The sequence below is a fragment of the Mesorhizobium sp. M1273 genome, from assembly GCF_040318195.1.
In the GTDB taxonomy this organism is placed as follows: domain Bacteria; phylum Pseudomonadota; class Alphaproteobacteria; order Rhizobiales; family Rhizobiaceae; genus Mesorhizobium.
In genome coordinates, this window is the sequence record NZ_JAMYLV010000006.1 from 238,718 (window position 1) to 253,140 (window position 14,423).

Consider the following 14,423-nt stretch of genomic DNA (forward strand, 5'->3'; position numbering starts at 1 on the left):
GCCTGATATTGCACTCGAGATCAACTCTGCCGCTTCCTGTTAGCCGAAGTTGCAAACGGCCCCGCTAACAATCGTGGTTGCGCGTTTAGGCATCGTGGTTCAGACCGCTGGCGGATTAGAACTCATATTGGCTTTGCGATCGGCTCATCGCTGCCGACAATCGGTGACCTATATAAAGGGGCATGTCCACGCGCCGAAAAATCAATGCAACAGCGAAGCTGATTGGAGAGTGGCCTTTAACCCCGGCTGCAACGCTTGGCTCGTCCGTCAGAGCGAGGGGTATTTTTCTCGAAATACGCGCCCGCCTTCCAATGGAGTTCAGGAAACTGCTCCATATCGAGTCCCGCGTGCTTACCCTGCGCCTGCCTGAGGGCGCAGAGAATGATGTGCAGGTGGTATTCGGGATCGTATCCAAAGCACTGCAGAATATCGAAGACCTGCCCGTAATCCCCCGTGAAATCGAGGACATTCTGACGATCTCGACGGCCGAACGGCACCGCTGGCTGAAAGATGGTCGCTTGCAGAGCGCCGGGACGAAAACGGTGAAACTCCGCGGGCGGGCAAGGAACATCACCTTTCACGTGTTCGACCCGCAGCACGTGGAGGATGTGCTTGACCGCGACCTGGTTACGGTCTGGCGCGAACAGGACGCAGCGACAGCTGCAGAGAACAGGCGGCGAGCCGCGGGGAAGGCCGCTGTGAAACGTGCACAAAGAAGCGGTCGCGGAACTGCAGCTTCAGTTGGCTATGGCCCCGATGAGAACTCGCACTCCGATTTGCGCGGCTGGGAAGATTTTGAGAATGACGGATTCCTGCGCTGATAGGCCGGGCGCACAAGCAGGTTAGGACGTTTGCCTGCGCCGAGCGAGATGCGCAAGGAGGGCGGTCAAACGCATCGCGTTCAGGACCCGCTTCGCAGGGACACCGCCCTTGCGCGCCATCTCCACACCCCAATGCATGTGGTCGAGCTCGCGGATCGAATGAGCGTCCGGATTGATGCTGAAGATGCAGCCCTGACCGAGTGCCTTTTGATGCCAGCGCCAGTCGAGGTCGAGTCGCCACGGATGTGCGTTGATTTCGACAGCGACGCCGTGTTTCGCACACGCTTTGAGGACTTTGTCGACGTCGAGATCATAACCGGGCCGGCGCAACAGCTGGCGACCGGTCATGTGCCCGATGATTGTCGTCCGAGGGTTTCCGATCGCCTCAATGATACGCTCCGTCTGTTCCTTCTTGGGCAACTTGAAGCGGCTGTGCACGCTCGCGACGACGAAATCGAACTGCTCCAGGATATGATTCGGGTAATCGAGCGAGCCATCCGCCAGGATGTCCGCCTCGATGCCCTTCAGTATGCGAAATTTTCCATTGTATGCCTTGTTCAGCCGGTCAGCTTCGCGGTGCTGTTCAGCAATCTCCTGCAACGAAAGGCCGCCTGCGTAGTGAGCGGACTGCGAATGATCGGCGACACCATAGTATTCGAAACCGCGCTTGCGCGTGGCTTCAGCCATTGCCTCAAGCGTTTCGGTGCCATCGGATGCGGTCGTGTGAGAATGCAGGATGCCATGCAGATCTTCATCCCGAACGAGGGCGGGTAGCTTCTGCTTTGCCGCCCGCTCAATCTCGTCCCTGCCTTCGCGCAATTCAGGCTCGATAAACTGCAAGTCTAGAGCTTGGTAGATTTCTTCTTCTGTCGCTGACGCGATCAGCTTTCTCCCGCGATGAAGCCCGTCGGCGTTTAGGGTGAATCCCTTGTCGGCCGCCAACGTCTTCAGTTGCTCAAAGTGGTCTGCCGAACCGGTTGCTTCGAGCAGGCTCGCGCCAAAGTGCTTCCTGTCCGTGACAACAAGCCTGAGCGTCGTATCCTCGATTCCAGTCGTCGACTTTCTGCCCTGCGCTACCAGGGCGAAGTCGGAAACGAGCTCGCAACCGCGCCGGAAGTCACCTGCAATTTCGACGCGCGAAAATTCTGGATGCTCTTGCTTCACCGATATGACCGCATGTTCGAGAATAGCGGCGGCCTTGTGCAGGTGAAGTTGCGTTTCGCCGCCTCGCACGATGGCCAGGTTCTGCAGCAGCTTTGCCTGAAGCGCGGCGCCGAGGCCTTTGACTGGGCGTATGCGGTCTTCTCTTGCTGCGGCCTCGAGCTCCGCCAGCGAGTTCACGCCGAGCGTCTGATGAAGCTTCAGTATCTTATCAGGACGAAGCCCGGGTATGGCAAACAGCTCCATCACGCCCGCTGGAACATCCTCGCGCAGCTTTTCAAGGCTCGGGTGCGTGCCGGTTTGGTAAAGCTTGGTCACGATGTCTGCGATCGCGTCACCGATCCCCGGGATCTTGGTGAGCGCGCCGGCGGCGATGATCCGGTCAAGCGGCTGCGACAGCGCCGTCAGACTGTCTGCCGCGCGCAAGTACGCCTTTGTGCGATAGGGATTGTCGCCGCGCATAGACGCCCGTTGCGCGTATTCCCTCAAAAGACTGGCGACGGTCCTGGGATCGATTTTTGCCATGGCTTCAGCCAAACGAGGCCGATCTCCGCAGGTTCCAATCAGGCAAGGCCATGAGCGCCGCGTTGCCCTTTGAATCCCGGCTTTGCTGGCTCTTCCCGCGTCGGACGCTACAGATTGGGCAAGGATTGGTCAGCGCGACCCCATCCCGCCAGAGCTTTGGAGGCTGCGCGTTTCTTTAATTCAGGAGCATCGCCCACGTGGAAATGAGAGGGCGCGTCTATTGTCTTCATCTCCGCCCACGTGATCGGTGCCGCGACAGGAGCGCCCGGACGTGATCTTGCGCTATAGGGCATGATCGCGGTCGCCCCGCGCTGATTGCGTAGATAGTCCACAAAGATACGGCCCTTGCGGCGCGCCTTTGACAACACGGCCGTGAAATGGGCCGGATCGCTCTGGGCGACCGCCTGCGCCAGGCGAGACGCGAAGTCCTTCACCTGTGGCCACTCGGCGCGAGGGGTGAGCGGCGCGATGACGTGCACTCCTTTGCCTCCCGTCAGCATCGGGAAAGTCGTAAGTCCCAGCGACTTAAGGATAGCACGGAACTGAAAGGCAGCGGCGCGGACGGCCTCAAAATCGAGGCCTTCATCGGGGTCGAGGTCGAACACGAGGCGGTCGGCCTTTTCGACATCCTCGATCCGAGCCCCCCATCCATGCAGCTCGATCGTTCCCATCTGGATGCAAGTCATGAGTCCATCGGCATCGTCGACATAGAGATATGGTTCCTCGTGCCCGTCCTTCTCCGTGATGCCGACGTGGTGGACTTTGTCGCCAAAGCTGCCGGCGTCGTGTTTTTGGAAGAAGCACTTCTTCGCGCGGCCCTGTGGGCATCGAACCAGACTGATCGGCCGGCTGCCAACCCAAGGAAGCATGATCGCCGCGACCGCTGCGTAATGGTCGGCAAGCTGTCCCTTGGTGATGTTGGACTCCGGATAGATGACGCGGTCACGGTTACTTATCGCGATGGCGGTTGTCGCAGACGCGGCGAGATCGGCTGCATGACGTTCCGTCTCGAGCACGACCGCCTCGGGCTTCTTGTCTTCGCGGAGACCAAGATAACTCGGATGTCGCAACGTCCCTTCGTTTGTCATTTCGGTGAAGGCAATCTCAGCGACCAGTTTCGGACGGAGCCAGTGTGCGCCGCGCACTTCGGCGCGTGGTGCGTCGACGGTGGCGGCCTTCTGCTCGAGCGGCGCCATGATCTTCAAGAGACGAAGAAGTTCAGCGGTGTCGAAGCCGGTGCCGACTTTCCCGGCGTAACGCAGCTTGCCGCCGTCATGAACGCCAAGGATCAAGGACCGAAACGTGCGGACCTTGTCGGACGGCGTCCAGCCGACAATCACAAATTCTTGCCGCCTGATGCATTTGATCTTCAGCCAGCTTGCGCCGCGGGCCGCCACATAACTCGAATCCGCGAGCTTTGAGATGACGCCCTCAAGACCGGCTGCGCAGAAGCGATCGAGCAGCTCTTCTCCGCGGCCGAGGATATGGTCGGAGTAACGAAGGACCGGATTTTTCGCAGGCAAGATCGCCTCCAGCTTCGCCTTGCGCTCAACAAGAGGAAGCCTTGTCAGATCTTCGCCGTCGAGCTGCAGCAGATCGAACGCATAAAAGTCGATAGTTGCCGGGGCACTCTTCAATGCATTTTGAAGCGCCTGGAAATTAGATCTTCCTTCCGCATCGACAACCACGGCCTCGCCGTCAATCAGGGCGGAGCGCACCTTGAGCTTGCGAGCCTCGGAGAGGATCGACGGAAAACGGCTAGACCAGTCCAGACCAGATCGTGTGTAGGCTCGCGCCTCGCCACCGCCGACGGCAACGAGAATGCGATAACCGTCGTATTTCATTTCATGGATCCAACGATCGCCGGCAGGGACCGTGTCCACGAGCGTTGCGAGCTGGACCGGCCGGAAAGCGGGCGGCGCTAAAGCGACCTCGTCACGAGCGGGCGACTTCGCTTGACTAGCGCTCGACGCATTGGTTGCCTTACGCGACGTTGGCTTGACCACTCTGACCTAAACCATGCTCAGAGACGAAACAGCGTTATCCGCCGTCCAACGCGCGACTACTTCTTTAGTTTCGCTGCCGCCGTTTTGAGCTTTTCGCGATCATTGCCGACCCGCTTGATTAGCGCCTCGGCCTGAGGCCCGTGCTTCCTGCCTCCGGCCCTTCCATTCCCGATTTTCGCGCACAGCTCACAGGCGATAATCAAGAGCAGGAACGTGCCCTCAGATGCCGCCACAGCGTATCCGGTTTCTGCCATCGGCTTTAGAAGCCTGACATTCCGGTTCCGGTCCCCTATAGGTGCGCACGGTTTTGATCTTCTCGTCGAACCCCATGTTTCGATTGATGATTACTCGACGTGCCCCATTGACGCCAAGTACCTCGCCCAGAGCAGCTCCGATGCCAGTCAAGAAGTGCAAAATGGCCCATAAATGCGCCGACCAGAGTGAATGCTCTCGTCCGGGTCTATTTCGAGCAGCGCGGACTTGGTCAGCATTAGACAGCCTAACGGGTCGTTCCCAATATAGCCATGGGCACCGGCCTGCTAGTCACGGAACACCCCCTCCTCCTTGGCGGCAGCCTCGAAAGCCTGACGGACCTCTTCCGGGGTCACTTGGTCCTGAAAAGCGTCGGCGCACAGTTGCACAGCCTTCCTCCACTTAGGTCCCATCTTGGTCCACTTCATGAGTTCCTCGGCGGCACCCTCGACGTTGTTGCACCCGTAGGTGACCCCAGGTCGGTCGCTCTTGACGTACACCGGAGGGGAGAACCAGTGGGTTGCCACGACAACTCCTCCTACGGGGAAAGATACATCTTTGCCTCCTTGGCGGCAGCCTCAAAGGCCCTTTCGTATTATGTGGGGATCAATTGAATCGCCCTCCAAGGCTGACAGGCAGAGGGTCACCGCCTTATGCCAGTGAGGCCCTCGCCGGGTCCACATCTTGAGCTGCTCAAGGGCTTCCTTCGCATCGGTGCAACCATGTCTGACACCGGTTTCAGTCTTCACGAACACCGGAGGGACGAACCAGATGGGCGCCATGATACCTCCTACTCAGGGGAGAGCGACTGTCTTGGCTGTCAAGTTGTTTGCCACGGTTTTTGATCCCGGACGATAGCGTTGAGAATGGTGAGAAGCTTGCGCATTGTGGCGACGACGGCGACGATCTTCGGCTTGCCGGCCTCGACCAGGCGGTCGCGGAAAGCCTTGAGCACGGGGTTGTGCCTGATAGCGACGAGGGCGGCCATGAAGAGGGCGGCGCGCACGTGGCTCCTGCCACCGCCAATGAAGCTCTTGCCACGCCATTTTCCGGACTGCCTCGTCCATGGCGCAAGGCCGGCGAGCGCGGCGATTTGGCGGCGGTCGAGGCTGCCCAGTTCCGGCATTTCGGCGATCAGGCTGCGGGCAACGACAGGACCGACGACGGAGGAAAGCAGTTTTTCGTTGACCCGCCAGACTGGGGACTTGCGGATATGATCGTCCATGCCCGCATCGAGGCTTGCCAGCTCACGCCGAAGCGCGACGAGCAGCCGGTGGATGCTCTTTTGCGCCTGTTTCGCGATGACCGTGCGAGCACGGTTCTCCTCCGCCACGATCATCTGCACGATCTGGCGCCGGCGGGCGACGAGCTCGGCCAGGGCCTCGGTTTCGGCGTCGCGCAATGGCCGCAATTGCGGCTTGGTCGCAGTGATGAAAGCGGCAATGACGGCGGCATCGATCGGGTCGGTCTTGGCCCGCTTGCCGAGTGCATTGGCATAGGCGCGCACCTGCGCCGGATTGACCACGACAATCGCCAGGCCGGCGCCTGCCAAGGCGGCGACCGCCAGTCTCTCGAAGCTGCCTGTCGACTCCAATCCGACACGGCCGGCGAAAGGACTGCCAGCCGCCGAACCAGATCCTCCACCCGGCGTGGTCATTCTCTACCGAGAACGCCTCGCCCGACGGCAAAACATGCACGTCGAGCCGATCCTTGGAAACGTGTCGATGCCAACAATGATTTCCATCCTGTCCCATCCTTGCCTAATCGGGCTTCGCTTGCGGCCCAGGCGACTGTTCGGGTTCGATGGAACGGCGGACGAAGACCCTTGCTCTCCCACGGGCTCGATCACCCAAAGATGCTCCGGTCTCCCGTCCGCCACCGCACCTGCCTTCATAGCAGAGTCGGCAAGAAACAAGTTACAAGATACACGTTGGCCTCCTTGGCATCCGCCTCAAAGGCTTCACGGACCTCATGGGGGACATCCTGCCCTCGAACGCGTCGACGCAGGATTGGACCGCCTTCGTCCACTTCGGGCCGTTTGTGTCCCACGCCATGAGTTCCTCGGCGGCTCCCTCGACGTGGCTGACCCCATTGCGAATGCCCGAACGTTTCGTCTTCACGTAGACCGGTGGAGAGAACCAGAGAGGACCCATAAGGGGGAACTTAGAGCGGCAAGAGCCCGCCGACCAACCCCGCTTTAGCCGCAGCTAAGGGAACGATGTAGGCCCTCGCGGGTTTAGAGATGGCAGCGGGATTCTTCGTGGATGTGCAGCCGCTGTGGGGGGGTCCGTCGCCTCTCCCTCACCGGCGGCGGGCTCCTTTCGCGAAGGCGGTGTTGGTAATAGACACCTAGAACCTTATACCGCATCCAATTTAGCTAGTTCTCATTGGGGGAGTAATGTCCCCTCCTCTTTTGCAGCAGCCAGGAATGCCTTGCGGGCCTCCTCAGGTTCCATCTCGTCGAAAATCACGGCCATGCAAACGCGCACCGCGAGGTCCCAGCAAGGGCCACGCTTGGTCCACTTCATCAGCTCCTCGCCGGCTGTCTCGGCGTTGTTGACATTGTGGATGATCCCGGGACGCTCGGTCTTGACCGGGACCGGAGGGTTGAACCAGTGGAGAGCCATACGTCACTCTTTGTCGGCCCGATCAAGTTCCTCCAGCAAATACTTTTGCTCAGCCCAGTTCCCGTTCTACAGGCAGAGTGAGCAGGTTGCGAAGGTAATTGCGGATTACTCCTCTAGCTATTGAAAATGGCGCAGGACGGCGCGCTTTCGTTGCGATGCCACAGTGACTGAAGTTGGCTGACAGCTACTCGCGACAGTCGAAAGCCACGCAGAGGCATGGCAGTTGCTGCCTCGACGATCGCCTCGGTTAGTTCTTCGTCAGAGGCCACCAAGCAAGGCGCAGCCTCCCGAGCTTCGCGTAGTGCAGCTTTGATCGAGACCGTGTCGCCACGGTCCGCCCTGTTGAGGAGGCCTATTCGCGAAGATCGAACCCGACGAACAGGCCAAAGGCTGGGGCAACATTGACAATAAGCTCCACCAGCTCGCAGTCAGTTTCCGCCAGATGTGGCCCGTCTCGGCGCACCGCTGCAATAGTCTCTTTGACGGAGATGATTTGGCCGCGACGGGCTTGTAGGATCAGCTCGTGAACAAGGTGTTTGGCAGTCACTTTGTCGGGTCGGCAGTTCGTCCAAACATTCATACAAGGCCTCCCACCTCAGCGAGAACCCAAGGGAACATTCATGATCCTCCGTCGAGAAAAATCAAGAAGAATGTTTGATAACTTCTGAGTGGGAATCAGGGGGACAAGCCACGAAGCGAGCCTCTATACTCTTTGACCTGACGCTCAGCCAGCCGGCTAGGGACCTTCTTCCGTCGGGCCCTGTTTGGCCCGATCAATAGCCGCAAGTAATGACTGTAGGGTTGGCGGCAGTTCTGGTTCGACCTCCAGATTTAAGAACGTTTGTACGTGATGACGATAGCCTTCGGAACGGATCAGTTTCCGAAACGCTCCGGAGACAGACTGATGGTCTGCTTTGTTGCTCGTTGTCATGTTCGGGAAGTCCGTCCCCAATGAGCCGTAACTCGCCCGCAACGAACGGGTTCCATCAGGAGGTCGGAATATTTTGTAGAAATTTCTGAGCGGGAGATCGGCTAACTGGCTCGCGCGAAGACCCCCGTGCCCCCTTCGATCCGCCGAGCATTAATCCCCGCTGTTTGAACTGAAGATCGTGTCGATCTAGCGTCGGTGTTGCACATAGCGACCGTTGAAATGCTTCTGTCCAATGTTTGCTCACGCTGTGATGCCAACGGGCAGGCTCTTGCGGCAGGGTGCCGCAAGGTCGCGACGAATGAAACGCCGGCCCAGTTCAGCCCGCGCGACGTCCTTCAAAGCTGGGGGGATCGATCTTCACCAAGCGGTCTGCGGCCTCGACCGCAGTTCGTATCCTGCTGCACAGCGCGAGATTTTCCGCCAGCATTTCTTCAGTGCGTTGAAGCGCGAGCTCGGTCCGGTGGATGCGCTGCCTGGCATTGGCAACTTCCGATGTCAAAAGATCGGCCGCCATCCCGTGGCCGTGGGGTTCCATAGTGTCCATCACTTTCTAATACATGGGGGGCGATATCGTTCCCTGATGTCGGGCGAAACGGCGGGCCGCAGAAAAGCGCGATGTGCCGAATGACCAAGGCTCCCTGTCAAAACAGCGCCAGAAACAGGCGAACGGCTTCGGCCGCTCTACATCCCACGGCAGAGGCGATCACGGGTCAGAGGGCCATTGATCTGTTCAGGTACGACTACAACGCAAGCGAAGACACACTCAGGCGGCTAGTGATCAAGCATCGTCTTCACAACCAGACAATGCCCGGTGCTCCGTGGAGAATAAGCGCTCCCGGTTTGGCTATGGCGCTCGCCGGCGATGATGACGCCTTGCGCGGTTGAGGCGGGACGATCGCGAGCATCCGGACGTAACTCGGTATTTCAAGCGGCTCGGCATCCCGCGACCCTGACCTGTTATCAAAAGTTATGGTCGCGGCGACTGTCTAAAATAGACATTAAGTAGATGTCGCGGCCCGACAGGGCTCCACACAAGAGTGAACCGTTGCTGCCTTGCGCATCGCCCTCTAGGCCGCCGGCGTCGAGTTCATCCCGGAGAACGGCAGCCGCGCCGGCGTGAGGCTCCGCAAACCTTAGGCGTAGACTCGTTACTGCGCAGCCACACACCTACTTTTCGCCATCGGACGAAGCGGTTGCAACAGGTGGTGCGCGGGCCATAGCGCTGAGGCAGGTCGCGCCATGGAGCACCGGAGCGCAGCACCCAGAAGATGCCGTCAGCACGCGCCGATCATCAACACGTGGCACACCTCTTGGCTTGTTGGGTAGACGCTTTATTCCATTGCTGACCATTGTCCAAAAGCGCTGTTAACCAAATTTTCTCACCCGCCGATGCTTATTCGCGCGACTGAAGGGTGAGGTGATCGATGTGTGATTCAAACATAAGCGCGTTTCCGCTGCATCGGCGGCGGAAGTTGGTCGAAGGGATCGCCCGGGTCCTGGAATCCAAGAACGGGAAGGACGCGAACGCCTTCTGGCGCAACACCGCCAAGGCAATTCTCGTTCAACTGTCCGAATCAGGAATTGCACCCGGGGTGGCCGAACAGGAAGTTGGAACGCTTCTTCATGCTGTCTTGGCCGATATCGCCACCCGCAGTGCTGCGAAACTTGCACAATAGCATCGGCTCACGATGAAGGATTGCCGCATAGATACGCCCCGGGGCTCCACAAGCGTAGCACCACTGCATCCGTCAAACGCAGGTTTCTCACTGCGGATGAAAAGATAGGCGCGTTCGTCGAAATCACCGCGCGAATGTGCTCTCGGGCGAGATACGGCTCCGCCTCGCCTGTAGTGGCGGCCCATATGTTTTCGACGTAAACAGCACTGGCTCACTTCGGCTATCGGCCGGCTTGTGAATGACCGGAAGGGGGCCGGGAGCGGTCTGTCCGTTGTTCGATTACTGTTGGCGAGAAGCTGCCATCCAGCATCCGGTCTGGCGGCATCGTGACGAGACTGATTTTCTGTCGGAAGAGAACGAGGCCGGCCGCAAGAAAAGGTCACGGCTTTTATGCACAACCTTTATTGTCCAGCAGGCTTAGTTGTTCCCCTGAAACTTGAATCTACCTCAGACTCAGTGTCTTCTCAGGGCAACCGCTGGGAGTAGACATGCCTTCAGGCTCGTTTCAACACCGCGTGTGGCAATGGATTGTCGCGTGCTTTCCGACGCCGGCGCACCTCGATGTACAGGAGCGCAATCATCGCTTCCTTGAAGAGGCGCTTGAACTCGCTCAGGCGAACTCCTGCACAAAGGAGGAGGCACTCGAACTGGTGGAGTACGTGTTCGGTAGGTCGAAAGGTGACGTGCGCCAAGAGGTTGGGGGCGTCCTCGTTACGCTCGCGGCCCTCTGCAACGCCACCAAGGTTGACATGAATGAGGCCGCCGAACAGGAACTGGGCAGGAACTGGTCCCGCATTGATCGTATCCGCGCCAAGCAAGCGGACAAACCTCAGGGATCGCCTCGTCCTCAATGAAGGTAGTCTTAGCCGATCAGGGTGGCGCAAGCCTCGCTATCCAGTATTTCGCGAGCGGACGCTGATTCGCGGATGCAGATTTCGTATGGGACGGCCGACCTTAAGCATTGTTGCCTCAACCGTGACGTGGCGGAACAACGGTTTGGTAGAACATATGCAGATCGCCTGGTCAGCGAGCTTGCGGATGCGGAAGCTTTCGAGAATGTTCAGGGGTGGCATGATATCCTTGGGGGAAACGTGACCATCAACGACGATGAGAGCTTTGAAGTTGCCATCGGTTCGAGCTACACCGCAACCTTCGTGAGCGTGGATCAGAACGTCACACTGACGGACGATGGACGGATTGACTGGGCCAGTGTTGAATTCGTGAAGCTGACAGCCATATCGGAAGTACCATGATCGATGAGCACGCTACAGCCAACTGGTTTTCGAAACCTGGCGACTCGATCCGCGCAATCATGCAACGACGCAACATTTCCGCGCGTGACCTTGCCGAGCGCTTCGAGGATGGGCTTGATGCTGTCCGCAGCCTCATAGACGGGTCGCGGCAGATCGACGAGTCGTCCGCTTCGACACTGTCGGCGGTCCTGGGAGCGACGGCGAAATTCTGGCTGAAGCGGCAGGAGAACTTCGATACGGCGGTCGATCGTGCTGTGGTTCAAGTCCGAGAAAGTGGACATGAGGATCTGCTGCTGCGCCTCCCCGCTCCGGGCCAGAAAGCGCGTGGCAAGCTACCCCTAGAGCGCCGTGCGGCCGAAATCCGCAAGAGATTGGTGTTCTACAACGTTCCGGACGCAGAATCGTGGACGGGTCGATATGGGCGCCTGGTAGGCGAAACGGACTATCGTACCTCCACGGCATTCGCGTCTAAGGAAGATGCCACTCTTCTGTGGCTCCGGCGCGGCGAACTTGAGGCCGACATGATCCAGACACGCGCCTGGAATTCCGGGAATCTGATGGATCGGCTGCGGGACATCCGAAGGCTTTCTATGATCCGCCATCCTCAGCTCTTTCTACCGAGGTTGAGGACGCTCTGCGCGGAAGCGGGTGTTGCGCTTGTAGTCGTCAAGGCTCCCGATGGCTGCCGCGCCAGCGGCGCGATACGAATGGTCGATCCCGACAAGGCAATGCTCCTGCTCAGCTTCCGCTACAAGCGGGATGATCAGTTCTGGTTCACGGTTTTCCATGAAATCGGACATCTGGTGCTCCATAAGGCGAACACCTTCGTTGACGATGATGCTCTACCGGGGGACGCAGATCGGGAAAACGAGGCCAACGAGTTTGCGGCGGAATGCGTCATTCCTGCCCTTCGGGAGTCCGAATTCGAACGCGTCATGCCGAAACGAGACGACATCGTTCGCTTCAGCGTATCGATTGGAGTGGCTCCAGGCCTAACCGTCGGACAGATGCAGCACCGTGGAATCCTGGAGCCCGACAAGTTGAACTATCTTAAGCGTACGTGGGACTGGAGACAGATCAATCCCGCCACCGTCTAGGATCGCTATCCTTTGAAGTGGACGAATGCGGTCGGGCTCTTCTGCCAGTTGCACAAAGCATCCTCGATCACGGCCATTCCTACGTGAAGGTGTGCATCCAACTCATCGACCCAGCTCTGAAGCTGAGCTTCCGTCGCCGCGCCAGTGTGTGAACCTGTGAACAGGAGGCGTGCGCCGGAAGCGGGACCCGTGGCGCCCTTGAAGTAGGCGGATCCTGGCTCGATCGGAGCGATACCGTATCGCCCGATCAGCGCAAGGTAATCGAACTTCGCAAGACGCCCAAACGTCTTCACGCTCATGCTCCGATAAAGAGCATCGAAGATCGTTGCGGGATTGTTGCCTGTTTGCTGGATCATTGCAGCGAAGAACGCTTGATGTCCCGTGGGCCCTATCCAACCGACGTAGCTGAGCAGGACCTCGCCGAAGCTTCTGTTGGAATTCGGCCGCAGACTCTCGTACTTCCGGTGATTGCCGAATTTTCCGCCGATGTTCATCCAATTCGCGGCGAGCCATGAGATCATTGCCTGTGGGTTGTTCGAAACAGTCTGCCAGTCCCACACCCCAGCCCCGAGGCGGCCGTATACCTGCTGCAGTCGAAGCCATCCGGAAGACGCAGGTCGAGCGAAATGCGTCATGAGGAACACAAGCCATGCGGCCTCTTCTACGTTGCTGTTCTGCATATGATATGCAACCGCGCGCTCGGCATCGAACGTGCCTGAATTGGGATCTGCTTTCCTTGCAATGACCGACCTTTCCTGTACTCGCCTGTAGTAATCTTCTCGTCTTAGGCTCGCGACGAGCTGCATCGCGAGTGTGTCGCGCGCTGGGTTCCCCGGGGCACCTGGAAGATTACGAACGCTGGCGGAGAAGGTCTGAAGAGCGCTAGAGATCTGCGCATGCTGCAGCTGCCTGGTCGGCCACATTTCAGGCTGCTCCATTTGTTTTGGTATCTCGCAGGACTCGGGTCTTCAGCCTTCGCTCGAGATATGTTCGATAAACCTCGTCATGAAACTCGGCCTTCAACTCGCCGAGACCTTCGAATCCTGGTGCACCCCGCCGTTTAGTAGCCCAGAACACCTGGAGAAGGCGAATGATGTCAGCCCAGTATGGTTCTCTCGCAAAGTCTTCGGCCCGAATTTTCTTTTCTGCCCGGATCTCTCCCTCAGCCTGCAACAGGGCGTCGGTAATCGAGAATGCGTCTCCGGAAGGCATCGGGGGCATTTGCACGGTCTTCTGATGTCCTTCATTCACGTAATTCTCCATCGGCTCGATCGAGCCGTCGTAAACGTGCATGCTGGTGGCGTAGTGAAGGTAATCCCCCGGATCGAGGTCAAGGCGAGTTGCCATCATCTCCTGGAGCATAGTGAAGCAGAACACGTCATGCGGCAGGCCCTTGTACGCGTCGTTGGACCGCATCGTGGTGGACATGTGAAGACGGCCGTCGCGCGCTACGAATTGCAGTGCAGTCGTGCACGGAATCTCCTCGTGATGGACCGCGATGTCCGCAGCATCGTAAAGTTGGATCACAGCGCGCTTGGACGTGGATTTCTCTTTCAGCAGCCTGGTGACATTCTCAAGCTGGTTGATGCTTCCGCGCATCGCATGTATCCGCGGACCGTAGGCGCCAGCGAGGATGCCATCTTCGGCATCCTTGGCGTAATCCGGGATGTATTCCTTGATGAACTCGAGCGTATCGAGGCCTCCGAGATACCAAAGCAGTTCCCCCAAGGCGCTGAAAGGCTTGCCACGGTCCTGCGATCGACTGATCCGAGCTCTGGGGTTAGTCATTCGGAAGGACACCCCAAGCCTTTCTCGCATTTCGCCGCGGGTGCCGACGTTCGCGGCCCCGTCCGCGAGAAGGATCGGGTACAGTTCTATCAGTATCTCATCAGATACCCTCCGGCGAAGGCCGCCTTGCGAGAGGACGGCACGGTAGCGAGGCTGCGCTCTTAAGGTCGCCCTTACGAGCGAAGTTAGCAGCACAGCATGAGCCATGTGACGTTATTGACCGGGCCTGAGCGTCGTCGTCGTTGGCGTGAAGAGGATCAGTGCCGGATACTGGCCGCGGCATTCG

Annotated in this window: 13 protein-coding genes and 2 pseudogenes; 5 read left to right on the forward strand and 10 right to left on the reverse strand. The window is 58.8% G+C overall.

The features are described from left to right. Positions 1-182: 182 nt before the first annotated feature. A complete protein-coding gene (locus tag NKH30_RS09960) occupies positions 183-821 on the forward strand; it encodes a hypothetical protein (protein WP_352995087.1) in 639 nt (212 codons plus the stop codon). Between the two features lie 21 nt (positions 822-842). Here the strand turns inward: NKH30_RS09960 and NKH30_RS09965 are convergent, their stop codons facing one another. The 8 genes and pseudogenes from NKH30_RS09965 to NKH30_RS10000 form a co-directional block, all read right to left on the reverse strand. Then, complete coding sequence (locus tag NKH30_RS09965; RefSeq protein ID WP_352995124.1) at positions 843-2,507, reverse strand: DNA polymerase/3'-5' exonuclease PolX; 1,665 nt, start codon at positions 2,505-2,507, stop codon at positions 843-845. A 107-nt stretch (positions 2,508-2,614) separates the two neighbouring features. After that, positions 2,615-4,513: a DNA ligase D gene (gene ligD / locus NKH30_RS09970; protein ID WP_352995090.1), complete on the reverse strand. Its 1,899-nt coding sequence runs from the start codon at positions 4,511-4,513 to the stop codon at positions 2,615-2,617. Between the two features lie 539 nt (positions 4,514-5,052). Further along, complete coding sequence (locus NKH30_RS09975) at positions 5,053-5,292, reverse strand: DUF982 domain-containing protein (protein ID WP_352995093.1); 240 nt, start codon at positions 5,290-5,292, stop codon at positions 5,053-5,055. A gap of 293 nt (positions 5,293-5,585) precedes the next feature. Further along, positions 5,586-6,509: pseudogene (locus NKH30_RS09980) on the reverse strand (IS110 family RNA-guided transposase). A gap of 640 nt (positions 6,510-7,149) precedes the next feature. Next, the gene (locus NKH30_RS09985; RefSeq protein ID WP_352450353.1) at positions 7,150-7,392 is read right to left on the reverse strand and encodes a DUF982 domain-containing protein; all 243 of its coding nucleotides are present in this window, start codon (positions 7,390-7,392) and stop codon (positions 7,150-7,152) included. A 352-nt stretch (positions 7,393-7,744) separates the two neighbouring features. Then, positions 7,745-7,972, reverse strand: coding sequence for a hypothetical protein (locus NKH30_RS09990; RefSeq protein WP_352458909.1), 228 nt, complete (start codon positions 7,970-7,972; stop codon positions 7,745-7,747). A gap of 667 nt (positions 7,973-8,639) precedes the next feature. Further along, positions 8,640-8,837, reverse strand: coding sequence for a hypothetical protein (locus tag NKH30_RS09995; RefSeq protein ID WP_023722969.1), 198 nt, complete (start codon positions 8,835-8,837; stop codon positions 8,640-8,642). Positions 8,838-9,464: 627 nt separating this feature from the next. After that, positions 9,465-9,673: pseudogene (locus tag NKH30_RS10000) on the reverse strand (transposase); the annotation flags it as partial. 74 nt (positions 9,674-9,747) lie between these two features. On the opposite strand from NKH30_RS10000, the gene NKH30_RS10005 reads away from it, so the two are divergent. The 4 genes from NKH30_RS10005 to NKH30_RS10020 all read left to right on the forward strand — a co-directional run bounded on the left by NKH30_RS10005 (position 9,748) and on the right by NKH30_RS10020 (position 12,349). Then, on the forward strand, positions 9,748-9,999 hold the full coding sequence (locus NKH30_RS10005; protein WP_352541505.1) for a DUF6074 family protein: 252 nt from the start codon (positions 9,748-9,750) through the stop codon (positions 9,997-9,999). 488 nt (positions 10,000-10,487) lie between these two features. Beyond that, on the forward strand, positions 10,488-10,853 hold the full coding sequence (locus NKH30_RS10010; protein ID WP_352995096.1) for a hypothetical protein: 366 nt from the start codon (positions 10,488-10,490) through the stop codon (positions 10,851-10,853). Between the two features lie 72 nt (positions 10,854-10,925). Beyond that, positions 10,926-11,252 (forward strand): hypothetical protein, encoded by a 327-nt coding sequence (locus tag NKH30_RS10015; RefSeq protein ID WP_352842763.1) that lies wholly within the window; start codon positions 10,926-10,928, stop codon positions 11,250-11,252. Beyond that, positions 11,249-12,349: an ImmA/IrrE family metallo-endopeptidase gene (locus NKH30_RS10020; RefSeq protein WP_352995099.1), complete on the forward strand. Its 1,101-nt coding sequence runs from the start codon at positions 11,249-11,251 to the stop codon at positions 12,347-12,349. Before NKH30_RS10015 ends, NKH30_RS10020 begins: the two co-directional genes overlap by 4 nt. A 5-nt stretch (positions 12,350-12,354) precedes the next feature. Here the strand turns inward: NKH30_RS10020 and NKH30_RS10025 are convergent, their stop codons facing one another. Further along, complete coding sequence (locus NKH30_RS10025) at positions 12,355-13,287, reverse strand: alpha-glutamyl/putrescinyl thymine pyrophosphorylase clade 3 protein (protein WP_352995102.1); 933 nt, start codon at positions 13,285-13,287, stop codon at positions 12,355-12,357. Next, positions 13,274-14,137 carry a thymidylate synthase gene (locus NKH30_RS10030; protein ID WP_352995105.1) on the reverse strand — a complete coding sequence of 288 codons (864 nt, stop codon included), beginning with the start codon at positions 14,135-14,137 and terminating at the stop codon, positions 13,274-13,276. The genes NKH30_RS10025 and NKH30_RS10030 overlap by 14 nt, the downstream gene beginning before the upstream one ends. Positions 14,138-14,423 lie beyond the last annotated feature (286 nt).